This window comes from Actinoplanes sp. NPDC049598, from assembly GCF_040675435.1.
Classification (GTDB): domain Bacteria; phylum Actinomycetota; class Actinomycetes; order Mycobacteriales; family Micromonosporaceae; genus Actinoplanes.
This window is the reverse complement of the sequence record NZ_JBFAOX010000031.1, coordinates 55,160-78,073: the sequence shown is the minus strand read 5'-3', so window position 1 is coordinate 78,073 and position 22,914 is coordinate 55,160. Positions and strand designations below refer to the sequence as shown.

Annotated in this window: 19 protein-coding genes; 13 read left to right on the top strand and 6 right to left on the bottom strand. The window is 72.4% G+C overall.

Annotated elements, in window-relative coordinates:
• The first annotated feature begins 10 nt into the window (after window positions 1-10).
• The gene (locus tag AB0J66_RS42655; protein WP_364673248.1) at window positions 11-1,489 is read left to right on the top strand and encodes a beta-N-acetylhexosaminidase; all 1,479 of its coding nucleotides are present in this window, start codon (window positions 11-13) and stop codon (window positions 1,487-1,489) included.
• Here AB0J66_RS42655 and AB0J66_RS42650 read toward each other — a convergent pair.
• The gene (locus tag AB0J66_RS42650) at window positions 1,486-2,691 is read right to left on the bottom strand and encodes a cytochrome P450 (RefSeq protein WP_364673247.1); all 1,206 of its coding nucleotides are present in this window, start codon (window positions 2,689-2,691) and stop codon (window positions 1,486-1,488) included. The two genes, AB0J66_RS42655 and AB0J66_RS42650, sit on opposite strands and share 4 nt — an antisense overlap.
• A gap of 142 nt (window positions 2,692-2,833) precedes the next feature.
• Between AB0J66_RS42650 and AB0J66_RS42645 the strand changes: the two genes are divergently transcribed.
• Window positions 2,834-5,113, top strand: coding sequence for a M48 family metalloprotease (locus tag AB0J66_RS42645; protein WP_364673246.1), 2,280 nt, complete (start codon window positions 2,834-2,836; stop codon window positions 5,111-5,113).
• A gap of 212 nt (window positions 5,114-5,325) precedes the next feature.
• Window positions 5,326-5,916 carry a hypothetical protein gene (locus AB0J66_RS42640; RefSeq protein WP_364673244.1) on the top strand — a complete coding sequence of 197 codons (591 nt, stop codon included), beginning with the start codon at window positions 5,326-5,328 and terminating at the stop codon, window positions 5,914-5,916.
• A 515-nt stretch (window positions 5,917-6,431) separates the two neighbouring features.
• Here AB0J66_RS42640 and AB0J66_RS42635 read toward each other — a convergent pair.
• Both AB0J66_RS42635 and AB0J66_RS42630 read right to left on the bottom strand, forming a co-directional pair.
• Window positions 6,432-7,307 carry a hypothetical protein gene (locus AB0J66_RS42635; RefSeq protein WP_364673242.1) on the bottom strand — a complete coding sequence of 292 codons (876 nt, stop codon included), beginning with the start codon at window positions 7,305-7,307 and terminating at the stop codon, window positions 6,432-6,434.
• Window positions 7,308-7,315: 8 nt separating this feature from the next.
• Window positions 7,316-7,948, bottom strand: a complete 633-nt coding sequence (locus AB0J66_RS42630) for a hypothetical protein (RefSeq protein ID WP_364673241.1) — start codon at window positions 7,946-7,948, stop codon at window positions 7,316-7,318.
• Between the two features lie 227 nt (window positions 7,949-8,175).
• Between AB0J66_RS42630 and AB0J66_RS42625 the strand changes: the two genes are divergently transcribed.
• From AB0J66_RS42625 to AB0J66_RS42610, 4 genes are read left to right on the top strand one after another with little or no spacing between them, the layout of a single operon-like run.
• On the top strand, window positions 8,176-11,100 hold the full coding sequence (locus tag AB0J66_RS42625; protein ID WP_364673239.1) for a nitrate- and nitrite sensing domain-containing protein: 2,925 nt from the start codon (window positions 8,176-8,178) through the stop codon (window positions 11,098-11,100).
• Window positions 11,101-11,523 (top strand): roadblock/LC7 domain-containing protein, encoded by a 423-nt coding sequence (locus tag AB0J66_RS42620; RefSeq protein ID WP_364673237.1) that lies wholly within the window; start codon window positions 11,101-11,103, stop codon window positions 11,521-11,523. It begins immediately after the preceding gene.
• Window positions 11,513-11,902 (top strand): DUF742 domain-containing protein, encoded by a 390-nt coding sequence (locus tag AB0J66_RS42615; RefSeq protein ID WP_364673235.1) that lies wholly within the window; start codon window positions 11,513-11,515, stop codon window positions 11,900-11,902. Before AB0J66_RS42620 ends, AB0J66_RS42615 begins: the two co-directional genes overlap by 11 nt.
• Entirely contained in the window at window positions 11,883-12,482 is a 600-nt protein-coding gene (locus AB0J66_RS42610; RefSeq protein ID WP_364673234.1) for an ATP/GTP-binding protein, read from the top strand. The genes AB0J66_RS42615 and AB0J66_RS42610 overlap by 20 nt, the downstream gene beginning before the upstream one ends.
• 12 nt (window positions 12,483-12,494) lie before the next feature.
• Here AB0J66_RS42610 and AB0J66_RS42605 read toward each other — a convergent pair whose 3' ends face one another.
• Window positions 12,495-14,216, bottom strand: a complete 1,722-nt coding sequence (locus AB0J66_RS42605) for a BTAD domain-containing putative transcriptional regulator (protein ID WP_364673232.1) — start codon at window positions 14,214-14,216, stop codon at window positions 12,495-12,497.
• A gap of 169 nt (window positions 14,217-14,385) precedes the next feature.
• Between AB0J66_RS42605 and AB0J66_RS42600 the strand changes: the two genes are divergently transcribed.
• The 4 genes from AB0J66_RS42600 (at window position 14,386) to AB0J66_RS42585 (ending at window position 18,855) form a co-directional block, all read left to right on the top strand.
• Window positions 14,386-15,189: a hypothetical protein gene (locus AB0J66_RS42600; RefSeq protein WP_364673231.1), complete on the top strand. Its 804-nt coding sequence runs from the start codon at window positions 14,386-14,388 to the stop codon at window positions 15,187-15,189.
• Window positions 15,190-15,266: 77 nt separating this feature from the next.
• The gene (locus tag AB0J66_RS42595) at window positions 15,267-15,890 is read left to right on the top strand and encodes a hypothetical protein (protein ID WP_364673229.1); all 624 of its coding nucleotides are present in this window, start codon (window positions 15,267-15,269) and stop codon (window positions 15,888-15,890) included.
• Entirely contained in the window at window positions 15,874-16,929 is a 1,056-nt protein-coding gene (locus tag AB0J66_RS42590) for a lactonase family protein (RefSeq protein ID WP_364673228.1), read from the top strand. Before AB0J66_RS42595 ends, AB0J66_RS42590 begins: the two co-directional genes overlap by 17 nt.
• Before the next feature lie 210 nt (window positions 16,930-17,139).
• Window positions 17,140-18,855 (top strand): substrate-binding domain-containing protein, encoded by a 1,716-nt coding sequence (locus AB0J66_RS42585; RefSeq protein ID WP_364673226.1) that lies wholly within the window; start codon window positions 17,140-17,142, stop codon window positions 18,853-18,855.
• A 26-nt stretch (window positions 18,856-18,881) separates the two neighbouring features.
• On the opposite strand, the gene AB0J66_RS42580 is transcribed toward AB0J66_RS42585, so the two are convergent.
• A complete protein-coding gene (locus tag AB0J66_RS42580) occupies window positions 18,882-20,018 on the bottom strand; it encodes a PP2C family protein-serine/threonine phosphatase (protein WP_364673224.1) in 1,137 nt (378 codons plus the stop codon).
• A 50-nt stretch (window positions 20,019-20,068) separates the two neighbouring features.
• On the opposite strand from AB0J66_RS42580, the gene AB0J66_RS42575 reads away from it, so the two are divergent.
• Entirely contained in the window at window positions 20,069-20,548 is a 480-nt protein-coding gene (locus AB0J66_RS42575; protein WP_364673222.1) for a MarR family transcriptional regulator, read from the top strand.
• Here the strand turns inward: AB0J66_RS42575 and AB0J66_RS42570 are convergent.
• Window positions 20,536-21,645, bottom strand: coding sequence for an ROK family protein (locus AB0J66_RS42570; RefSeq protein ID WP_364673221.1), 1,110 nt, complete (start codon window positions 21,643-21,645; stop codon window positions 20,536-20,538). The genes AB0J66_RS42575 and AB0J66_RS42570 overlap by 13 nt on opposite strands.
• 74 nt (window positions 21,646-21,719) lie before the next feature.
• Here AB0J66_RS42570 and xylA point away from each other — a divergent pair, with 74 nt between their 5' ends.
• Window positions 21,720-22,907, top strand: coding sequence for a xylose isomerase (gene xylA / locus AB0J66_RS42565; protein ID WP_364673220.1), 1,188 nt, complete (start codon window positions 21,720-21,722; stop codon window positions 22,905-22,907).
• Window positions 22,908-22,914: the final 7 nt, after the last annotated feature.

Genomic DNA, 22,914 nt, shown 5'->3' with positions numbered 1-22,914 from the left:
AGTTCCTCGCGTGCGCGCTCCCATGATGAGACAACTCGGCGACGTCATTCCCCTGCCCGCGTCCGTGCGGCCCGATTCGGCAGCCGATTTCCGGATCGCGCCGGATATCTCGGTCGGGGCCGGGCCCGAGGCCGAGGCCATCGCCGACGAACTGGCCGGCCTCCTGCGGCAGGCCACGGGCTTCGCGGTGCCCCGGGTGCCCGGCGCGGCGCCCATCCGGCTGACCGTCGAGGAGGACTCGGCCAAGTCACCCGAGCACTACCGCCTCGACATCACCGCCGACGGGGTCACGCTGCGGGCGCCGACCGCCCAGGGCCTGTTCGCCGGCCTTCAGACGTTCCGCCAGCTCCTGCCGGCCGACCCGGCCGCCGCCGACCAAGCGGAGATCACTCTGCCCGGCGGCCGGATCGACGACGAGCCCCGCTTCCCGTACCGGGGGACCATGCTCGACCTCGCCCGGCACTTCTTCGGGCCGGCCGACCTGCGGTCCTACCTCGACACGATCGCTCAATTCAAGATCAACCACCTGCACCTGCATCTCACCGACGACCAGGGCTGGCGTCTCGAGATCGCCGACTGGCCGCTGCTCACCGAGGTCAGCGGGGGCGCGGGCACGGGTGTCGACGGCGCCGGGCCCGGGTTCCTCACGGCCCGGGAGTACGAAGACCTGGTCGCCTACGCCGCGACGCTATTTATCACGATCGTCCCCGAGATCGACCTGCCCGGGCACGTCAACGCCGTCCAGCTGGCCTACCCGGAGCTGACCGCCGAGGGCGTGCCCGTCCAGCAGCGCGTCGACGCCGAGGTCGGCTACAGCTCACTGCCCATCGGCAAGGAGGTCACCTACACCTTCGTCGAGGACGTCATCCGTACGGTGGCCGAGCTCACCCCGGGCCCGTACCTGCACATCGGCGGTGACGAGGCGTTCTCCACCACGGCCGAGGACTACCGCGCCTTCATGGCGCGGGTGCTGCCGCTGGCCGGCAAGTACGGCAAACGGGCGATCGGCTGGCACGAGATGGCCGCGGCCGAGCTGCCGGCCAGCGCCATCCCGCAGTACTGGCGGATCGAGCCGGCCGACGACGGGGTCGCCCGTGCGGCCGCCGCCGGGCACCAGGTGATCATGTCGCCGGCCGACCGGGCCTACCTGGACATGAAGTACGACGAGTCGACCCCGCTCGGCCTGGACTGGGCCGGCCTGGTCAGCGTCGAGCGCTCGTACGACTGGGACCCGGCCGACCGGCTGCCCGGCGTGCCCGAGGAGTCGCTGCTCGGCGTCGAGGCGCCGCTCTGGTCGGAGACCCTGCGCAGCCTGGCCGACGTGCAGGCGATGGCCTTCCCGCGCCTGCCCGCGATCGCCGAGATCGGCTGGTCCCCGCGGGCCGCCCGGGACTGGCAGTCCCTGCGGAGCCGGCTGGCCGCGTTCGCCCCGCGCTGGCAGGCCCAGGGCGTGAACTTCCACCGGTCGGCGGAGATCGACTGGTCCTAGGGCACGACGATCTTCGGCCCGCTCTTCGGGCGGGCCGGGATCCGGCTCAGGTCGATCGCGGTGTTCTGCGGCGGCACGTAGTAGTCGAGCTGGGCCAGCCGCTGCACCAGCGTCCCGAGCAGCGCGATCGTGATCTTCTCGCCGGGGCACCGGTGGCCCGTCCGCGGGTCGCCGCCACCCTGCGGGATCAGCTCGAACGCGCCCACCGGGCGGCCGAGGAAGCGTTCCGGCCGGAACTCGTACGGCTCGGGCCAGACCCGCGGATCGTGGTGCTGGCCGTAGACGTCGAGCAGCACGAGGGCGCCCTTCGGGATCTGCGCGCGATGGAACAGCAGGTCACGGGTGGCCCGCCCGCCGAGGAAGGGCGCGAACGGGTAGAACCGCCGGATCTCGTGCACGAACGCGAGCGTGTAGTCGTCGTCGCCGGCGCGCAGCCGGGCCCGGGTGCCGGGCCAGCGGTCGAGCGCGTGGGTGGCGAAGGCGACGAACCACGCCACCGCCGTCGTGGGCCGGATGATGTTGATGAGTTCGACGGCCGCGGTCCTCGGGTCGAGCCGGTGGCCGTCCTCGAGATGGTGCGCGACCACCGACAACGGCTCCGCGGTCGGCTCCTCACGGCGTACATCCTCAATGATCTTGGCGAAGCGCCCCTCCTGCCGCCGCCGGGCCACCAGGGCCCGCGCAAAGCGCGGACCAGCCGAGGCGAAGCCATCGACCATGGCCACCAGGTCCCGGGCCAGGGCGTTCAGGTCGCGCTCGTCCGGCGGTACGCCCGTCCAGCGGGTGACCGCCTCCGCCAGCACCCGCGCGGACTCGTCGAAGATGGAGATCTCGCCCGCTCCACGCCATCGGGCGGCCGCCTCGTCGAAGACCTCCCCGGTCAGCTTGGCCAGCGTGTCGATGCCGTCGGCATTCATCAGCAGGGCTACGAACAGGGCCTTGCGCGCGCGGTGGGCCTCGCCGTCGAGCGTGTGCACGCCCTTCCCGAACAGAGTGTGGACCACGTTGGGCGGGAGCGCGTCGTGGCGCTCCAGATTGCCGTCGTCGTAGAAGAACCGGGCCGCGTCGGGGCCGCTGATCGCCACCGCGCGCTGCCCGCCGACCCGCATCTCGATCGGGCGGCCGTGGAACCGGCGCCGGAGATCCGGCAGCCACGCGTACCCCTTCGCCGCGAAAGCCGGCGTCTGGTCGAGAAGAGCCATGGCCGTCCGTGTCCCCTCTCGTGACGGCGCGAAACCGCAGCCGAAAATCTTCCTTATTTTTCCCGCCGGCGGACTCCGCGTCTGGGGTTTCCGTCAGACCCCCGCCCTAGTCTGGGAGCCCGGACGAGGTCGGAGGAGAGAGATGGGCAAGTCAGCCGCCATGCTGGCCGGCTTCCTGGCCGCCGCGTGGCTGCAGGTGGTCGCGGCGCTGGCAATCGTGCTGGTGGTGCTCGATCTGCTCCCCGGCACGGTGGCCGTGCAGGTCGCGGTCCCGCTCGCCATCGCCACGGCCGGGCTGCTGGGGTACGCCACGGTCCGCGCCCTGCGCCTGCGCCGCCCCACCCCGGCCGGTGTGCCGGTGACCCGGGCCGACGCGCCACAGTTGTGGACGATGCTCGACGAGGCCGCGGCCGTCGCCGGCGCGGCTCCGCCCGACGGCGTCACCGTGGTCGCTTCGGCCCACGCGACCCTGGTCGAGCACGTCCGCTTCGGTGGGCTGGCCGGCGGCCACCGCGAGCTCTACCTCGGGCTCCCGATCTTCCAGGCGTGGGACGAGGCCCGGCTGCGGGCCGTGGTCGCCCACGAGCTGGCGCACGGGTCGGCCAAGCTGGGCGGCCGGTTCGCGCCGATGGCCCGCCGCGGCCGGGTGGCCCTGGGCCGTATCGTGCCGCGCATCCCCGCCCGCAGCCCCGCCGGCCCGGTCCTGCGGCTCTGGGCCAGGTGGTACAGGGCGGTCGACGACCCGCTGAGCCGCGAGCAGGAGTTCGCCGCCGACCGGGTGGCGGCCGAGTTCGCCGGCCCGCGGGTGGCGGCCGCGGTGCTGCGCGACGGCCCCGTCCTCGACGGCATGCAACAGCTCTTCCACGTGGAATACCTCAGCCCCGGCTGGCAGACCGGCCTCGTGCCGGACGACGTGTTCGGTGGCTTCCTGCGCGTGCTCGCCGCCCGCGCCGAGGACGCGGCGCTGATCCGGGCCCGCGGCCCCGCGGCGCCGGGGGAGTGGGATCCCCACCCGCCGGTGGCCGAGCGCCAGGCCGCGCTGGCCGCGATCACCCCCGAGGGCCCCGAGCCGGCGTCGCCACCGGCCGGCGACCTGATCCCCGACCTGCCCGGCCTGGGCCGGGCGCTGCAGGCGGTCGCCTTCCCGCCGGCCGGCCGCTCGGTCGTCGGCTGGGACGAGTTCTTCGGCGCGGCCCGCACGGCCGAGATGGAGCGCGAGGCCGACGCGTCGCTGCGCGCCCTCTCCCGCGCCGCCGGCACTCCCGTCACCGGCGCCGACGCCGTCCTCACCCTCGCCGCCGACGGCCGCCTCGCCAAACTCGCCGAAACAGTCTTCGCCGAGCTGCCCCCAGCCCAGGGCGACCTGCCCCCCGCCCAGGGCGACCTGCCCCCAGCCCAGGGGGAGCCGTCGCCGGGTCAGGGTGAGACGCCGGCGGGCCGGGAGCCGGCGGGCGGCGACCAGCGGAGCGTCGCCGAGCGGGTCACCGAGCTGATCACCCTGCTGCTGGCGCTGGCCGCCCTGCACGGTGGGGCCGCGCGCTGGCGGCACAGCTGGACGGGCACGGCCGAGCTGGTCGCGGCCGACGGCTCCCATCTCGACCTGCACGGCCCGGCCATGCTCGCCGCCGACCCGGCCATGGTCGGCGAAGCCCGCGAGTGGCTCGCCGCGCTCGGCATCGACCTCGCGGCCACCGACGGTGACGTCGTCCGCCCCTCGACCCGGGTGCCCGTGCTCGGCGGCGTGGTCAACGTGCTGGTCGACGGCGCCCGCACCGACCTGCTGGTCGTCGAGACCGGGCTGGTCCTCCTCCCCGGCCTGCCCCGCTCCCGGCACGCCGAGGCCAAACGCCGCCTGACCCGCCTGGCCTCCGACGGCGTCCTGGCCGACGGCTCCCCGGCCACCCGCCACGCCGGCCTGTCATCACGAGGCACCCCACCGGCACATGACCCTTCTGCCAGCGCGGCCCAAAGCGCATCCCTCGAGGCCTCGGCGGGAGGTGCACCTGTGAGTGCAGTTGGTGCACCTCCGGCCGGCGCGTCGGTCGGCGCTTCTCCGGCGCCCGGCGTGGCTCGGGATGAGGCTCGGGATGAGCCCGGCGCGTCGGTCGGCGCTTCTCCGGCGCCCGGCGTGGCTCGGGATGAGGCCGGCGCGATGGCCGGCACTCGTCCGGCCGGTGGAGCGCCGGGAGGCGCCGCCGGCGCGGTGGCGACGTTGACCACAACGGACGACTTCGGGGGGAGGCGCTTCGTGCCGTTCGCCGATGTGGCGTCCGCGGGGGCGCGCGGCGGGCGGCGGTCGTGGGAGATCGGGCTGCGCGGCGGCGGCCGCCTGAGTGTGCGGACGACGCTCGACTCCGAGGAGCTGCCCGGGGGATGGGCCGCGCTCGATGAGGCGGTGTCCTTCCTCACCCGTACGCGCTGATTCCGGACTTTGTCATGAGCCACAGTGAACTGTGGCGGGCCTGCCGTGCGTAATACCGGACACCAGGGTCTCATTCGCGGCGGATGAGTGATCTGCCCGTCACTTCGGGTCACAATGACCTTAGTGGGCTGTTCGCTTACCGGTTTCGTAAATGGGTAGATGAGATTCCGGTGTCGGTGGACGATCCCTATGAGGGCGGGGGAGGCCAGATCATGGAGCGGGGACCGTTGGCGCTCTTCGGAGCGATCATCGCGGTCGGGCTCGGTCCGGCCCTCTGGATGGGTGTCCAGCTCGGCTCGATGCCGAGCGCGCCCGGGCAGCCGCCCGCCGTGATCAGCGACCAGAACAAGGTGACCACCGACCAGCTAGTCGGCGGCACCGGCGCGGGCGAGGAGACCAGCGACAGCTCCCCTGTGGACACAGCTCCTCAGAGCAACGTCCTGCCGGTGGACACGTCGCCCACGCCCTCGCCGGCCGCCACCACCACGTCACCCACGCCATCGCCGGCCGTCACCACACCGAGCGAGCCGGCCTCGCCGAGCGCGAGCGCCACCACCAGCCCCCCGGCGACGCCGCCGACCGAGGCGACCACCACCCCACCCGCGACCGACCCGACCGACACCACCACCGAGCCGACCGGCCCGGCCCCCACCACACCGTCCGAGGACGAGAGCGACGACCCGTCGTGGCCGCCCCACGACGAGGACAACGGCGGCCCGGGCAACGGCGGCGGCACCGGCTGGGACGGCGTAGGCCAGGGCGACCGCGCTGTCAGCCGGGCCGCCGCCTCGTCCAGCCGCTGATCTAAGCCGGCCACCGACGGCAGCTGAGCGGAACCGGCTGATGAGGGCCGCTGAGTGGAACCGGCTGATGAGGGCCGCTGAGTGGAACCGGCTGATGAGGGCCGCTGAGCGGAACCGGCTGATGAGGGCCGCCGAGTGGAACCGGCCGCTGACGGCCGCCGATTCGAGTCGGCCGACGAGCCGAAGCTCGACCGCCCCCGCAGCGCCCGCGCACCTATGTCATCGTCCCGGCCCACCGTCGGCGACCCGGACAGTCGCCACTTGGCAGCACTGGGTCGCACTCTGCCGGGGGTGGGAAGGGTCGCACTCGGCCGGGGGTGGGAAGGGTGGGAAGGGTCGCACTCCGCCGGGGGTGGGAAGGGTCGCACTCCGCCGGGGCGGGGAGGGCCGCGCTAGGCCGCGGCGGGGAGGGCCGCACTCGGCTGGGGTGCGGAGACGAGCGGCCGGTGCGCATATCGCCAAGCAGACAGTTCGCGGGGATCCTGGGCAGGCCCCCCGCGAACCGTGAACTTCAGTCAGAGCGACAGCAGGCGGTTGAGGATGTCCCGGTAGCCGCGCAGCTCGACCCGCAGCTTCTCAGTGTCGTCGGCGTTGCCGCCGAGGGCGTCCCGCTGCGCCTTGAGGTTGCTGGTCAGCTTGTCGACGACCTCTTCGACCAGGCGGGACGCCTCGGCCGTGGCGTCCTTGGGGTCGTCCACGAAGCGCAGCTGGATGTCGCGGAAGCGCTCGGTGAAGGCGTCACCGTCCGGCAGGAGGCGGTCCGGCGCGGAGGGCGCCGAGGGTGTGGCGGCCGCGGGCGTGGAGGCGGCGGCCGCGGGCGCGACGACGGTGGGGCTCTCGAAAGTCCCGTCGTCCTTGATGACGTCCGTTTTATCGGGGTCGGAGTCGGAGCGGGAGTCGAGGTCGGACCGGGAGTCGAGGTCGGACCGGGAGTCGAGGTCGGACCGGGAGTCGGGGGCCGACTCGGCGGCGGGCCGCGTGTCGGATTTCCCGTCCAGGTCCAGGTCGACGTCCGGGTCGGCGTCACGCTTCGACTCGGCCAGGGGTTCACCGGTGGCCGGCTCGACCGCGGTCGGGCCGTCGAAGGTCCCGTCGTCCCGGACCGCGTCCCGGTCGGTGTCCACCGGCGCCTCGTCCGTGTGGTGACCTTGATACTGATCGACCGAGCCGTCCGGCCCGTACGTCGTGGTCGTGCTCTCCTCGCGGCGCTCCGGATCGGCCGGGCCGTCGACCGGGACGGCGGCGGGGGCGTCACCGGGCCGGTCGCTCCACGGCGACCCGGCCCGCTGCGGCGGCACGGTCACGGGCTCCGAGGCCACGTGCTGCGTACGCTCGGGGTCGTCGTTCGCGTACTCCGCCTCGTTCTCTTTCTCGTTCGAGAAGAACTTCATCTCGGCTCCTAGCGGCTGGTGTCGCGGGCGGTGTGGTCGTCGGCCTCCCGGGGAGCGGGCGCCGCAGCGTCTCCATTGGAGACAGTCGTGCTGTCAGTAGTACCAGCAACCGGGTCCGTGCCGAGCAGATCCGCGAACAGCGCGCGGTAGTGCACCAGCGCCTGGCGCAGGTCCTCGGTCCCGGCCTGGCCGTCGCGGCTGCGCACGCTGATCTCGTGCGCGTCCCGGTAGTGGCCGAGCGTGCTGGCGTGCTCGACCGACAGGTCGGCCAGCCGCTCGTCGTACTGCCCGGTGGGGTACCCACGCTCCGCGATCAGCCGGGTGACCAGCTCGTCGGCGGTGGCCACGGCCTCGGCCGGGTTGTCCACGAACTTGATCTGGACCTCTTCCCAGGCGGCCGAGTACTTGGCCTGGGCCTCGGGGGTCAGCGGCTTGAGCTCGAGCGACGCGTGCCGCTTCTCGCGCTCACGCAGCTCTTTCTCGGCCTCCGTGCGGCTGCCGGTGTCGGCGACCACCCGGTCGTACTCGGGGCCGAATGTGCTCTGCAGCTTCTTGCGCCGTCCGACCTGGACGCCGTAAACGATGGCGGCGATAACGAGCAGGACGACGACGATCAGGATGATCGTGAGTGTGGGGGACATCGGGGGCCTCCTCCTTCGTCGTACCCGGTATGCCCACCGATGGTGTACCGCCAATCGCATCTGGCCCACGAAGGTGCGCTGTCGTAACAACGACTCGGCGATCCCGCTGGACAAAATGGATCCAAGGCCGACAATCCGGTACGCCGCCGAGGTGGCTGAGGGCGAAGGTTTTACGTATTCTGCCGAGGGCGTACGCCGTCGCCGAACCCCCTCGGGCGGAGCCCTTGATGAGAACCACCCGTTACTGGTCGATCCGTTCGAAGATCATCGCCCTGGCCGCCGTCCCGTTGACCGCGCTGTTGGCGTTGTGGCTGTTCGCGACCGCGCTCACCGCCGGCCCGGCGTTCAACCTGCTCTCCGCGCGCACGGTGCTCGACACGGTCGGCAACCCGGGCATCGAGCTGGTCGGCCACCTGCAGCGCGAGCGGCTGTTCACGGTCCAATATCTTTCCGGCAAGGGCGCCGTGCCGCAGACGCTGAAGGATCAGCGGGCCGCCACCGACCGGTCGATCGCCGACTTCCGCCGCCGGGCCGGCGGGGAGAAGGCGCAGGACGCGGCCAGCGAGGCGCTGCGGGCGCGGATCGGCTCGTTCTTCACTCAGCTCGACAGCGTGGCCGGCAACCGCGAGCACATCGACCGCCGCGAGATGGACCCGATCGGCGGGCAGAACTTCTACAACAACGTCATCGCGGCCGGCTTCCAGACCTTCGCCGCCACCGCCACCTTCGACGACGAGCGCATCGACCGCGAGCTGCGGGCGCTCACCACGGTCGGCCAGGGGCAGGAGTACCTCAGCCGGGTCGACGCCCTGGTCGGCGGGGCCACCGCGCGCGGGCAGTTCGATCCCGAGACGCGCAGCCAGCTCATCCAGGACGTCGGCACGGCCCGCTTCCTGTTCGGCCGCGGGGTCGAGGACATGACCGCGGCCGACCGTACGGCGTACAACAAGTTGAGCGGCGGCGAGGCCTTCAACCGGCTCGACGCCCAGCTCACCGCCCTGGTCCAGCAGAGCCGGGACGGCGTCGTCTCGCCGGTCAGCAGCGGCGAGTTCCGGCCCACCTACGTCGCCGCCGTCCGGGAGCTGCGCGCCTTCGAGTCGGCCGCGACCGACTCGCTGACCGACCGGGCCCGGCCCCTGGCCCAGAGCATCCTGATCCGGCTCGGCCTGGCCGCCGTGCTGGGCCTGGCCGCCCTGGCCTTCTCGGTCTACCTGTCGGTCCGGGTCGGGCGCTCGATCGTCGGCCGGCTGCGCCGCCTGCACGGCGAGGCGCGCGAGATGGCCACCGAGCGGCTGCCCACCGTCGTACGCCGGCTGCAGCGCGGTGAAGAGGTCGACGTGGACGTCGAGACGCCGCCGCTCGAGTACGGCCACGACGAGATCGGCCAGCTGGGTCAGGCGTTCAACGAGGTGCAGCGTACGGCCGTGCAGTCGGCGGTCGAGGAGGCCGGCGTCCGCCGCGGCCTCAACGAGGTCTTCCTGAACATCGCCCGGCGCAGCCAGACGCTGCTGCACCGCCAGCTCGCCCTGCTCGACCGCATGGAACGCCGCGAGACCGAGCCGCAGGAGCTGGAGGATCTCTACCGGGTCGACCACCTCGCCACCCGCATGCGCCGCCACGCGGAGGACCTGGTCATCCTGGCCGGCGCCGCGCCCGGCCGGGGCTGGCGCAACCCGGTGCCGGTGATCGACGTCATCCGCGGCGCGATCAGCGAGGTCGAGGACTACAAGCGGGTGGACATCCGCTCGGTCGAGTCGGCCTCGGTGCTCGGCCGCGCGGTCGGCGACGTGATCCACCTGCTGGCCGAGCTCCTGGAGAACGCGGCCTCGTTCTCGCCCCCGCACACCCGGGTCCAGGTCTCCGGTCAGGTCCTGCCGAACGGCTACGCGGTGGAGATCGAGGACAGGGGTCTCGGTATGACCCCGGAGGCGATCGACGAGGCCAACCGCCGCCTGGTCGAGCCGCCCGACTTCGACCCGGCCGACAGCGCCCGGCTCGGCCTGTTCGTCGTGGCCCAGCTGGCCAACCGGCACGGCATCCGGGTCTCGCTGCGCGCGTCGGCCTACGCCGGTGTGACCGCGATCATCCTGGTCCCGGGCGACCTGGTCGCTCCCGGGGCCGGCCCGGCCGCGCTGCCGGCGGCCGCCAGGGACCGTCCGCTGGTTGGCTCCGGCACCGACGACCCGGCCCGGCACTCGCTGGCCGAGCTGCAGTGGCAGGGCGCGGAGGAGCTGCGGCAGATCACCGTGCCCGGCCGCCCGGTCACCATCGACGGCGCGGTCACCCCGGCCTCGGCCGGGGCCCCGGAGCCGGTCGGTGGCCCGGCGCCGAGCGCGATCGCCCCCGGCCTGAGCGAGGAGGGCCTGGTCCAGCGCAAGCGGGTCCGCCGCCCGACCGTCCCCGGCCCGGCCGAGTCAAGCCCGGCCGTTCCCGGCCCGGCCGAGTCAAGCCCGGCCGTTCCCGGCCCGGCCGAGTCAAGCCCGAGCGTTCCCGGCCCGGCCGGGTCAGGCCCGGCCGGTCCGCGCCCGGTCGACCTCGGCGCCGCCGACCCGGCCGCGACCGTGCCCAACGCGGTCATGCCGGTCTCGGCCGCGCCGCTGTTCCCGAGCGCCCTGCCGACCGGAGCGTCCCCGGTGGCGCCGACCTCGGCCGCCCCGATGTTCATGGCGCCGACGTCACCCGCGGCCCCGCCGGCGGAGACCGAGGACGGCCTGCCCAAGCGGGTGCGCCAGGCCAGCATCGCCCCGCAGCTGCGCCGCCGGGCCGGCGCCGCGCCCGTGGAGGAGGAGCCGGCCGCCACCCTCCGCTCGCCCGAGCAGGTCCGCAGCATCATGAGCGCGCTGCAGTCCGGCACGACCCGCGGACGCATCGACGCATTGCGCTATCTCGATGACTCTCCGAGACGGAATAGCGACGGAAAGAGTCGCCACGCCACGGATTCCGTTTCTGAAGAACGGTCTAATCCGGACGACACGGTCATCGACCGTCCCTCGAACGGTGGATCCTTTGCGGATGCGGCTACCGTCAGTTTCCCGGCGATCGTGAACGCGGCGTTCGCCCGGGAACCCACCGGGGGCGGGGAGGATGCGGCCGGCGACCGTGCCACCGAACCCGGAAGCAACGACGTGACACGGCCGGAAAAGGACGCATAAGTGACACAGACGACGAACCAGAGGGCGAACCTGACCTGGCTCCTCGACGATCTCGTGGAGCGGGTGCCGACGGCGCAGCAGGCGGTTGTGCTCTCCGCCGACGGGCTGCTGATGGGCGCCTCGGCCGGGTTGCGGCGCGAGGACGCCGAGCACCTGTCGGCCATGGCGGCCGGCTTTCAGAGCCTGGCCAAGGGCGCGAGCCGGCACTTCCGGGCCGGCCCGGTGCGGCAGACGGTGGTCGAGATGGAGTCGGCCTTCCTGTTCGTCACCGCCGCCGGGCACGGCGCGTGCCTGGCCGTGCTGGCCTCCAGCGACGCCGACCTGGGCCTGATCGCGTACGAGATGGCCATGTTGGTGACCCGGGTCGGCCAGAACATGAGCGCGCCCGAGCGCTCGGCGGTGTCACCGTCCGATGCCGGCTGACTCACACCGCGTGGCGCACGACTGGCTCGACAACGATGCCGGGCCGGTCGTGCGCCCGTACGCGATGACCCAGGGCCGGGTGGCGCCCGAGGGCGGCGAGTTCGACCTGGTCGCCTTCGTCGTCGCGGTGGCCGGCGGTCACCCCGGTGACAACGCGTCGCTGCAGCCCGAGCATCACGCGATCGTCGCCGCCGCCTGGGAGCCGATCTCGATCGTCGAGCTCGCGGCCGGCCTCGATCTCTCCCTCGGTGTGATCCGGGTTTTGCTCGGTGATCTACGCTCGGCGGGGCTCATCTCCCTGTACGAACCCCCGGCGGCCTCCCAGCCCCACGACGTCGACGTACTCAAGGCGGTTGTCAATGGACTCCGTGCGCTCTGAGCGCGAAGGCCAGAACGGCTCGCGCATCCCGGTCGCGCTCAAGATCCTGATCGCCGGCGGTTTCGGCGCCGGCAAGACCACAATGGTCGGCTCGGTCAGCGAGATCCGCCCGCTGCAGACCGAGGAGGTCCTCACCGGCGTCGACGGCGCCGACAGCGTCGACGGCGTCGAGGGCAAGACCACCACCACGGTCACGATGGACTTCGGCCGCATCACCATCACCGAGGACCTGCAGCTCTACCTGTTCGGCACCCCCGGCCAGGACCGCTTCTGGTTCCTCTGGGACGAGCTCTCGCAAGGCGCGCTGGGCGCGGTCGTCCTGGCCGACACCCGCCGCCTGGCCGACTGCTTCCCCTCGATCGACTACTTCGAGCAGCGCGGCACCCCCTTCGTGGTCGCCGTCAACTGTTTCGACTCGGAGCAGCGCTTCGGCCCCGACGCCGTCAGCCGCGCCCTCGACCTCGACGGCGACGTCCCCGTGGTCCTCTTCGACGCCCGCGAGCCCCAGGCCGCCCGCAACGTCCTCATCGAGCTCGTCGAGTACGTCGCCCGCCGCCAACTGACCTCAGCCGGCCGCTGATCGGGCCGGGGATCAGATCCCCGGCGGCAGGGCGATCAGGCGGGGGGCCACGCGGCGGAACTGGCGGGCGGTGATCAGGCCGCGGTGCACCAGCTCGTCGGGCTGGCGGAACCAGCCGTCCTGGAGGCGGCTGGCGATGATGCGTTCGGCGGCGCTGGGTTTCAGCTTGGCGTGGCCGATCAGGTCGGCCTCGCCCACGTGGTTGAGGTCGACCAGGCCGCCGTCGTCGTAGGGGCGGGAGATGTCCGGGCGGCCGACGGCCGTGTGCAGGGCCCGGCCCGGGTCCATCGCGGCGAACAGCCGGAACTGCTCGCGCAGGAACCACTCTCGGGCGGCTGTCCCGGAGTGGGTCGCGATCACCGCCCCGAAGATCGAGGCCGTGAAGATCACGACGAGGAACGTGATGATGGCGATGGTCTCGAAGACGCTGTCCGGCTCTTCGACGTCGGTCGGGTCGATCCCCATGAAGATCGCCGCGAACACCACCGCCAGGAAGTAGGCCGCGGCCGGGATGAGCAGCCGCCGGTTGTGATGCCGGCCGGCCGCCACCGCGAAGTAGATCCACGATCCGAGCGAGAGCGTGATCAGCGGCAGGATCGCGGCGAAGATCACCTCGAGGTACGGGATCGGCGGCCGCGATCCCGACCGCCCGGGAAAGGCCGCCATGCCCGCCGCGAACCCCGGCTGCGGCGGACCGGCGAACGGCCCCGCCGCCGGTCCGACGAACGGCTGGGCCCCCGCGCCCGCCGCCGGTCCGACGAACGGCTGGGCCCCCGCGCCCGCCGCCGGCCCGGCGAAGGGCTGGGCCGGTGAAACCGGCGGCGCCCAGGCCGGCGGAGGCCAGGCCTGACCCGAGCCGTGCGCATAACGAGCCGTTTCTGGCGCACCCGGCATTCCCGGCGCCGGCGAGACCGATGCCTCCGATGCCGGCGAACCCGGTGTGCCCGGCGCCGACGATGCCGGTGCGGCCGGTGAAACGGCCTGGACCAGCTCCGGGGGCTCGGTTCGTGGCGCGCGCGGGGCCGGCGCGTCCGGCGCCGGAGAGGAACCAACCGGCTCGCCCCGCAGGACCCGGCGGTGGGTCTCCTGGAGCAGCTCGCCCGGCTCGATGCCGAACTCGTCCAGTAGGTAGGCCCGGGCCTCCCGGAAGGCCGCGAGCGCCTCCGCCTGCCGCCCACTCTTGTAGAGCGCGACCATCAACTGCGCCCGGAGACCCTCGCGCAGCGGGAACTCCCCGATCAGCCGGCTCAGCTCCGGGATCAGCGCCGGGTCCCGGTCCTGGGACAGCTCGGCCCATCTTTCCCAGGCCGTCGCCTTGGCCTCGGTCAGCCGGAGCCGGGCCGCCTCGAAGACCGGCCCGCTCAGCCCGGCCAGCGCGTCACCCCGCCACAGCGCCAGTCCCTGGCGCAACTCCGCGGCCGAGGACGACGACACGGTCGCGGTGAACTCGTCCGCGTCGACCTCATGACCGGTGATCTGCAGCACGTACCCGCTGCCGGTCAGGGCCAGCAGCTCGCCCGGCGTCCGCGGCGCGCGTGACGGGTCCAGCACGCGGCGCAACCCGGCCACGTACTTCTGCACCACGTTGGCGCCGTTCTCCGGCGGGTCGTCGCCCCAGACCGCGTCGACGATCTGGTGGGTCGGCACCGGCCGGCCGGCGTGCAGCAGCAGAACGGCGAGCACGGCGCGCTGCTTGGCCGGTCCGAGATCGACCGGAGTGCCCTCGCGCAGCACGCGTACTTCACCGAGAATTTCGAATCGCAGCGCGGAACCCCCAGCTTGACCTGCGCGAACGTGATTCGGCAGTGGAACGGCAGCGGGCAGCAGCATAACCGCAGAGCGACGGCAGCACGTTCCCGCAGTCTTCTGGGCAGCAACCGAGCCGATGAGAAAGAAACGACTGATGAAGACCTACCAGCTCACCCTCGGCCTCGCCGGAGCACTCGCGCTGACCGTCTCGGGTTGCGGCGTCCTGGACGCCGCGGACGAGCCGAAGGCGACCGGCGCCAGCCAGACCAGCCCGACCAAGGTCTCGGTGGCGACGCCCCGCGACGCCCTCCTGCAGGCCGTCCCGGACGCGAAGGTCGGCGCCTACGCGTTCGACATCAAGGGCGGCGTCACGCCGGTCTCGGGCATGCTCGACGCCCCGCACAAGACCACCCAGGTCAAGGCCGTCCACTCGGAGGACGGCATCACGCTGACCATGCACGCCCTGGCCATCGCGGACAAGGGCTGGATGAAGATGTCGCTGACCGGCGTCCCGGACGGTTTCCCGGCCATCCCGAAGAAGTGGATGCTGATCGACCCGGCCAAGGTCAAGGACAAGGACGACGCGCCGGTCGGCTACAACGACGAGACCGACCCCGGCTACACCGCCCTGATCGTCCAGAACTCGGCCGGCGTCAAGGAGACCACCGCCGGGCACTACGCCGGCACGACCGACCTGACCGCCTCGACCGACGCCGAGATCGTCGAGGACGCCACGCTGACCGCGCTCGGCGCGAAGGCCAAGGCCGTGCCGTTCGAGGCGGTCATCGGGCCGGAGGGCCACCTGAGCCTGCTGACGGTCAAGATCCCGGCGGCCGGCAAGGCCAAGGCCACCACCTACAAGGTGACGTACGCCGGCTTCGGCAAGACCGCCACTCCGAAGGCGCCGACGGACACGGCCAAGCCCACCGACACCGTCTACGAGATGTTGAACAGCTGACACTGCACAGAACGCCGGGGTGGTCGCGCGGGTCATACGGGGGTCCGCGCGCCCGCCCCGGTCATGAGGGCGCAAGCATGTGTGAACTCTGCGGCCGCCTGGTGCTGGGCCTGGCCGGCCGGGACTGGACGCTTCTGTCCTGGATGACCGGCGACGAGCCGGGGGTGGTTCCCGGGCCGTGTCACGTGGCCTGCCTGCACGACCGGGGCGTGGCCGCGGTGTGGGCGGAGGCGGTGGAGGCGTACCACTGCGCCCGGTGGCCGGTCTTCGTGACCGGTCGCGACGGGCCGGCGCGCTGGCGGCTGCACGCGAGCCCGCGCGTACGGCGTCTGCATCTGTGGCGTTCCGACGGGCGGCTCGCCTCGTTCCCGTACAGCTCGATGGGCTTGAACCCACCGGGCGTGACCGCCGACCTGGCGGAAGTGGGCAGCGCCGCCGCCGAGGTCCTGCTCGAGGCGATGGGCACCGACGAGATCGGGGCGCCGGTGCCGCTGCCGCGGTTGATCGAGGGTCTGGGGCTGGCCGACCGGTATCCCGGGGTGGCGGGCACGGTGACCCGCCGGATCCGCAACGTGGGCACGGCCCGGCGCCCGGAGCTGGTCGACGTCCTGGAGTCGCGCGTCGATCTGGCGCTGGACGCGGGCTGCCGTGAGGCGGCGCGGGATCTTGTGGTGGGATCAGGGCATGGGCACGAGCGATGAGCTGATCTTCGTTGGCGGCTACACCGGTGACAAGGGTGGCGACGGCGAGGGCATCGCCCTGCTGCGCCGCGACCCGGCGACCGGGGTCCTGACCCACCACGGGGTGGCGGCGCGCACGCCGTCGCCGTCGTTCCTGGCCCAGCATCCAGGATTGCCGATCCTGTACGCGGTGAACGAGCTCGACCCGGACGGCAGCGTCAGTGCTTTCCGCGTCGCCCCCGGCGGCGAGCTGACGCCGCTGTCGGTCCAGCCGACCGGCGGCGGCGACCCGGCCCACCTGTCGGTCACCTCGGACGGCCGGTTCCTGCTGGTGGCGAACTACGCGAGCGGCTCGGTGGCCGTGCACCCGCTGGACGCCGAGGGCGCCCCGGGCGAGCGCTCGGACCTGCTCGGGCTGGCCGGCAGCGGCCCGGTGGCCGACCGCCAGGCCGGTCCGCACGCCCACATGGTCGTCCCGGTCCGCGACGACGTGCTGGTGGCCGACCTGGGCTCCGACCGGGTGTGGCGCACCCGGCTCGACCCGGTCGCGGGCCGCCTGACCATGCTGCCGCCGGCGGTGGTGGCCAAGGCCGGCACCGGTCCGCGCCACCTACGCTGGTCCCCGGACGGCGCGTTGCTGCTGGTGGGGGAGCTTTCGGGCACGCTGAGCTGGTGGCGCCCGGCCGTCGACGGCACGCTGGAGGCGGCCGGTGAGGCCGCTACGACCACAGCCGACGGGGAGAACTATCCGTCCGAGCTCATCGTCCGGGCCGACGGCCGCTTCGTGTACGTGGCCAACCGCGGGGCGAACACGATCGCCACCTTCGCCTGGGACGGCGACGACGCGACGCTGATCGCCGAGACGCCGGCCGGGGGCGACTGGCCGCGGCACATGATCTTGCTCGGGGATCACCTCTACGTAACCAATCAGAAGTCACAGAGCGTGACGACCTTCCGGATCGACGCCGAAACGGGCGTCCCCGCCCCGCAGGGCGAGCCGACGGCGGTCGCCAGCCCCACGGCCCTGCTCCGCTGGACGACCACGACTAAAGAGTCATAAAGGTTAACCGGAAGAAAACGGTCAAGTTCCGTGGCTGATCGAGACGACATCATCACTTTCGGTCATGCGAGATGCCAACAATCCCAATCCGAGTAACTTTCGCCCGAACGTATATGGCATTCGCCTTCGGTGATGGCCACAATCGAGCGCGTGTCAGGCCGCCATCGTAGAAACTTCAATGCAAGAGGAGCTGGCGTCGTCGGAGCCGCGATGGCGATCGTCGTCGTCCTGGCCGGGTCGTACCTCGGCTACCAGCAGCTTTCCGATAAGGGGTGCACCGGGTCGATCCGGTTGACCGTCGCCGCCGCCGGCGAGATCCAGCCCGCAGTTGATCAAGCTGCGCAACGCTGGGTACAGAGCGGCGCCAATGTCGACGGCACGTGCGTTGCAGTCAGCGTCGTCAATACGAATTCGTCGACTATGGCCGCCGCCGTCGCCGGGGAGCACAAGGTGCAGCTGACCGGGCTGGGCACGGCGCCCGAGTCGGTCAAGGTGCCCGACGTGTGGATCCCCGACTCGTCGACCTGGCTGCTGCGGCTCAAGGCCGAGGCGCCGGGCTTCGCCCCCACCGACCAGAAACCGATCGCGCAGAGCCCCGTCGTGGTCGCCATGCCCAAGCCGATCGCCGAGAAGATCGGCTGGCCGGACAAGAAGCTGACCTGGAACACCCTGCTCGGCCAGATGCTCACCAGCACGACCCTCAACACCGGCATCGTCAACCCGAGCCTGGACGCGGCCGGCCTCTCCGGCCTGCTCGCCCTGGGCCAGGCCGCCGGCTCCGGTGAGAAGGCGCAGACCACCAAGGTCTCCGCCATCAAGGGCCTGGCCAACAGCGCGTCCGCCCTGCGCGACGACCTGCTGCAGAAATTCCCGCGCTCGGCCGACCCGACCGACATCGCCTCGAGCCTCGGCGCCGCGCCGCTGTCCGAGGAGGACGTGGTCGCGTACAACTCCGAGCGGCCGGCCGTGCCGCTGGTGGCGCTCTACCTCAACCCGAGCCCGCTGCCGCTGGACTACCCGTACGCGGTCATGCCCGAGGTCGACCTGCAGAAGACCAAGGTCGCCGAGGGTCTGCGGGCCGAGCTGACCAGCGCCTCGTTCAAGAACGCGCTCGGCGCGGCCGGTCTGCGGGCGCCCGACGGCTCGTACGGCGCCGACTTCAACCGCCCGCTCGGCGCGCCGGACGCGTCCCCGGCCGTCACCAAGCCGGCGGCCGGTGGCGGCGACGACAAGAGCGGTGGCACGGCCGCCGCCGGTCTCGACGCCAGCACGCTGGCCCAGGTGCTCGGCAGCTGGAACGCGATCACGCAGCCGGGCCGGGTGCTCGCGGTCTTCGACGTCTCCGGCTCGATGGCCGACCCGGTGCCGTCGGCCGGCGGCGCCTCCCGCGCCCTGGTCACCCAGAAGGCGGCCGCGGCCGGCCTGAACATGTTCGACGACAAGTGGGCCGTCGGCGTCTGGCTGTTCTCGACCGAGATGAACGGCAAGAAGCCCTGGCGGCAGGTCCAGTCGATCAAGCCGCTGGCCTCCTCGCGCAACGAGATCGCGGGCGCGATCCCGCAGATCGTGCCGAAGAAGGGCGGCGACACCGGCCTGTACGACACGGTGCTGGCCGCCTACCAGGAGGTCAGCCGCACCTGGGAGCCCGGCAAGGTCAACTCTGTCATCCTCTTCACGGATGGCAAGGAGGAGAACAAGGACGGCATCTCCAAGGAGAAGCTGCTCGCCGACCTGAAGAAGTCGACCGACCCGACGAAACCGGTCCGCCTGGTGATCATCGGTATCGGCGACGGCATCGACGCGCCCGTCCTCCAGCAGATCGTGCAGGTCACCCCCGCGGGCGGTGTCTTCATCGCGAAGGACCCGGCCCGGATGGCGTCCATCTTCGCGGAGGCCATCGGCCGCCGCACCGGCGCCAGCAGCTGACGTAAGGCGTTACCGGGGCCGCTCCTCTAGGGGAGCGGCCCCGTCCAGTCCAGGCAGACGGCCACGGCGTCGTCCTCGAGCTCGGCGTCGCCCAGGTAGGTCCGCAGGTCGCCCAGCAGCGAGCGGACGGCCTGCAGGGGCGCGAGCGATCCGGTGTGCCGGACGAAGCGGGCCAGCGCCGCGTCGCCGTACCGCCCGGTGCCGGTGAGCGCGTCGGTGACGCCGTCGCTGACGATCATCAGCCGGTCGCCCGGGCGCAGCGTGAAGCTCTGCACCCGGTAATCGGTGTCCTCGAACATCCCGAGCGGGAACTGCGCGGTGAGCTTGTGCTCGGTCACCGTGCCCTCGCGCAGGAGCAGCAGCCGGGGCGAGCCGGCGTCGACCGCCAGCATCTCGCCGGTCACCAGATCGAGCTCGAACATCAGGGCGGACGCGTACGATTCGCCACGGTGCAGGGCGTAGATCGCCTGATCGGCCAGGGCGGCCTGGTCGGCCAGCCCGATGCCGGCCCGCCGGGCGTTGCGCATGGCGTAGGTGGCGAGCGCGGTCAGCAGGGCCGCCTGCACGCCCTCGCCCATGCCGTTGAGCACGCTCAGGAAGAGCTTCCCGTCGTGTTCGGCCCAGTCGAAGCTGTCACCGCGCACCGCGTACGACGGCTCCAGCTGCCCGGCCAGGCTGAACGAGGGCCGGATCCGGCTGCGGCCGGGCAGCAGCTCCCACTGCATCTCGGCGGCCAGGGTGAGCCGTTTGGTGCGCGCGCTCGTGCGGTACCGGTCGGTGCCGGCCCCGGCGGCCTGCAACTCGTGGGCCACCAGGGTCGCGATCTCGGCCAGCTCGCCACGCGCGCGGGCATCGCCGGGGACCGAGGCGACGCGCAGCACGCCGATCCGCTCGCCGCGGGCGGTGACCGGCAGATGGGTGACGCCGCCGTCGCCGAGCACCTCGGACTGGTGGTCGAAGCTGCGCCAGGCGGCGTCGCCGGGGTGGGTGACCGGCGTGTCACCGAGCAGCGGCAACAGGGCCGCGAGCCGGTAGTCGACCAGGTAGAGCTCGGTATCGGCGAGGGCGTACTCATCGGCCAGAGCAGCGGCGAGACGTTCGGGCACGGCGTCGGCGGCGGCCTCGGCGAGAGCCCGGGCGACCGCTTGCAGCCTGTCGATCAATGCCGACCTCCTCGAACAGATCCGCCCGTACGAGTAGTCTCTGCTGCACCATGGCCGTTTACCAGGGGCCGGACGGGCCGGACCCGATGCACGCCGCGGCGATCGACGACGCGGCGCAAGCCCTGCTGCTCGCCTGGGACGTGGCCCGCGAGCAGGTCACCCCGCGTCTGTCGTCGGTCCAGCTCAGCGCGCTGCTCGCGCTCGAGCGGGCCGAGGGTCTCAATCTGGGCGGTCTCGCGGCCGAGCTGTCGATGCTGTTGTCCTCGGCCAGCCGGCTGTGCGACCGGCTGGTCGCCTCGGGCATGGTCGAGCGGGTGCCGGGCCGGGCCGACCGGCGGGAGATCGCGCTCTACCTGACCCCGGCCTCCCGTGGTCTGCTGGCCGAGTTGCGGCGCATCCGCCGCCAGTCGCTGACCACCGTGCTGGAGAAGATGTCGCCCGCCGGGCGGTCGGCGCTGCTGCGCGGCCTGACCGAGTTCGCCGCCGCGACCGGCGAGACGGGTGAGGCCGCCCCGGCTCAGACGGCCTGAGCGAGCCATCGCGCCGGGTCCTCCTGCACCCCGCGGATCACCGCGCCGGCCGCACCCCGCACGGCCGCGTCGGCGCCGAGCGCGGCCGGCCGGACCGTGACCGGGGCCAGCCCGGCGGTCAGCACCCGCCGGGACAGCTCGGCCTCGATCCCGTCGCGCAGCTGGCCGAACGCCGGCGCGTAACCGCCGCCGAGCACGATGACGTCCAGGTCGAGCAGGTTGACCACGGCCGACAGCGCGATGCCGAGCGCGGCCGCGGCCAGCGCCGGGTCCTCGGCGACCATGGCCACGCCCGCGTACTGCTCCAGGCAGCCGTTCGCGCCGCAGCGGCAGGGCCGCCCGTCCGGGTAGACGGTGACGTGCCCGATCTCGCCGCTCCACCCGCGCCCGCCGCGGTAGAGGTCGCCGTCGAGCACGATGCCGGCGCCGATGCCGACCTCGCCGGAGACGTAGACGAAGGTGGGCTCGCCCTCACCGGCCCACAGCTCACCCAGGGCGGCCAGGTTGGCCTCATTCTCCACGGTGATCGAGAGGTCGGCCAGGGCCGGCACGCCGCGCAGGAACGCGATCGCGTCCACGTCCTGCCAGCCCAGGTTGGGCGCGACCCGGACCAGCCCGCCCGCGCCGACCAGGCCGGGCACGGCCAGCGCGGCCCCGGCCAGCTCGAGCCCGTCCTCGGCGGCCGCGGCCCGGGCCCGCTCGGCGAGCTCGGCCAGCCCGGCCAAGGACGGCGCCCCGGTCATGAAGCGGTGGCGGACGGCGCCGGTGAGGTCGACCACACAGGCGGCCAGGTAGTCGACGTTGATCTCGAGGCCCAGACCGGCCGGGCCGTCGGGCGAGAGGGCGAGAGCGGTGGCCGGCCGCCCGGCGCCGTTGCGGGGCGCGGGGCCGTGCTCGGTCAGCAGCCCACCGGCGATCAGGTCGTCGACCAGGGCGCTCACGGTGGCCCGGGTGAGCCCGGTGGCGGCCGCTATCCCGGCCCGCGACGGGCGATCTGCGCTGTTTGCCACTGTCTGCAACACCAGTGCGAGATTGTGGGCCCGCACGCTCGATTGACGGACGGGCGCCCGGGAAGGACTCATCAGACGACCGTTCATGGCCTTGACATTGCCACACGGCCGCCAAATAATTCAACCACTAAACAAATCCGAGCTGTTACGTGGAGGTAACCGTGCCGGTCCAGCCCACACGCGAAGACAAGTTCTCATTCGGCCTCTGGACGGTCGGGTGGCAGGCCCAGGACGCGTTCGGTTCGGCCACGCGTCCGCACCTCGACCCGGTCGAGGCGGTGCACAAGCTCGCCGAGCTCGGCGCCTACGGCATCACGTTCCACGACGACGACCTGGTGCCGTTCGGCTCCGACGCCCAGACCCGCGACGGCATCATCGGCGGCTTCAAGAAGGCCCTCGAAGAGACCGGCGTGATCGTCCCGATGGTCACCACCAACACCTTCAGCCACCCGGTGTTCAAGGACGGCGCTTTCACGAGCAACGACCGGTCCGTACGCCGGTACGCGCTGCGCAAGGTTCTCCGCCAGGTCGACCTCGCGGCCGAGCTGGGCGCCAAGACGTTCGTGCTGTGGGGCGGCCGTGAGGGCGCCGAGTACGACGTGGCCAAGGACATCAACGCCGCCCTCGACCGCTACCGCGAGGGCCTCAACCTCGTCGCCCAGTACTCCGAGGACAAGGGCTACGGCCTGCGGTTCGCCATCGAGCCCAAGCCGAACGAGCCCCGCGGCGACATCCTGCTGCCCACGCTCGGCCACGCGATCGCGTTCACCTACGAGCTCGAGCGCCCCGAGCTGTTCGGCATCAACCCGGAGACCGGGCACGAGCAGATGTCCAACCTCAACTTCACCCAGGGCATCGCCCAGGCGCTGTGGCAGAAGAAGCTCTTCCACATCGACCTGAACGGCCAGCACAGCGTGAAGTTCGACCAGGACCTGGTCTTCGGCCACGGCGACCTGCTCAACGCGTTCTCCCTGGTCGACCTGCTCGAGCACGGCCCGATCGGCGGCGGCCCCAAGTACGACGGCCCCCGCCACTTCGACTACAAGCCGTCCCGCACCGAGGACTTCGACGGCGTGTGGGAGTCGGCCAAGGCCAACATGCGGATGTACCTGCTGCTCAAGGAGCGCGCGCAGGAGTTCCGGGCCGACCCGGCCGTGCAGGAGGCGCTGCGCGCCAGCAAGGTCCTCGAGCTGGAGACCCCGACCCTGAACCCGGGCGAGACCTACCAGGACCTGCTCAACGACAAGAGCGCCTTCGAGGACTACGACGTCGACGCGGCCGGCGCCCAGGGCTACGGTTTCGTGAAGCTGCACCAGCTGGCCATCGACCACCTGCTCCGCGCGAACTGAGCTAAGG

Excerpts from the sequence above, each read along its gene's own strand:
- AB0J66_RS42650 (WP_364673247.1), bottom strand. The coding sequence starts at position 2,691 with ATGGCTCTTCTCGACCAGACGCCGGCTTTCGCGGCGAAGGGGTACGCG.
- AB0J66_RS42645 (WP_364673246.1), top strand. The coding sequence starts at position 2,834 with ATGGGCAAGTCAGCCGCCATGCTGGCCGGCTTCCTGGCCGCCGCGTGG.
- AB0J66_RS42640 (WP_364673244.1), top strand. The coding sequence starts at position 5,326 with ATGGAGCGGGGACCGTTGGCGCTCTTCGGAGCGATCATCGCGGTCGGG.
- AB0J66_RS42635 (WP_364673242.1), bottom strand. The coding sequence starts at position 7,307 with ATGAAGTTCTTCTCGAACGAGAAAGAGAACGAGGCGGAGTACGCGAAC.
- AB0J66_RS42630 (WP_364673241.1), bottom strand. The coding sequence starts at position 7,948 with ATGTCCCCCACACTCACGATCATCCTGATCGTCGTCGTCCTGCTCGTT.
- AB0J66_RS42625 (WP_364673239.1), top strand. The coding sequence starts at position 8,176 with ATGAGAACCACCCGTTACTGGTCGATCCGTTCGAAGATCATCGCCCTG.
- AB0J66_RS42615 (WP_364673235.1), top strand. The coding sequence starts at position 11,513 with ATGCCGGCTGACTCACACCGCGTGGCGCACGACTGGCTCGACAACGAT.
- AB0J66_RS42610 (WP_364673234.1), top strand. The coding sequence starts at position 11,883 with ATGGACTCCGTGCGCTCTGAGCGCGAAGGCCAGAACGGCTCGCGCATC.
- AB0J66_RS42600 (WP_364673231.1), top strand. The coding sequence starts at position 14,386 with ATGAAGACCTACCAGCTCACCCTCGGCCTCGCCGGAGCACTCGCGCTG.
- AB0J66_RS42595 (WP_364673229.1), top strand. The coding sequence starts at position 15,267 with ATGTGTGAACTCTGCGGCCGCCTGGTGCTGGGCCTGGCCGGCCGGGAC.
- AB0J66_RS42590 (WP_364673228.1), top strand. The coding sequence starts at position 15,874 with ATGGGCACGAGCGATGAGCTGATCTTCGTTGGCGGCTACACCGGTGAC.
- AB0J66_RS42585 (WP_364673226.1), top strand. The coding sequence starts at position 17,140 with ATGGCGATCGTCGTCGTCCTGGCCGGGTCGTACCTCGGCTACCAGCAG.
- AB0J66_RS42575 (WP_364673222.1), top strand. The coding sequence starts at position 20,069 with ATGGCCGTTTACCAGGGGCCGGACGGGCCGGACCCGATGCACGCCGCG.
- AB0J66_RS42570 (WP_364673221.1), bottom strand. The coding sequence starts at position 21,645 with ATGAACGGTCGTCTGATGAGTCCTTCCCGGGCGCCCGTCCGTCAATCG.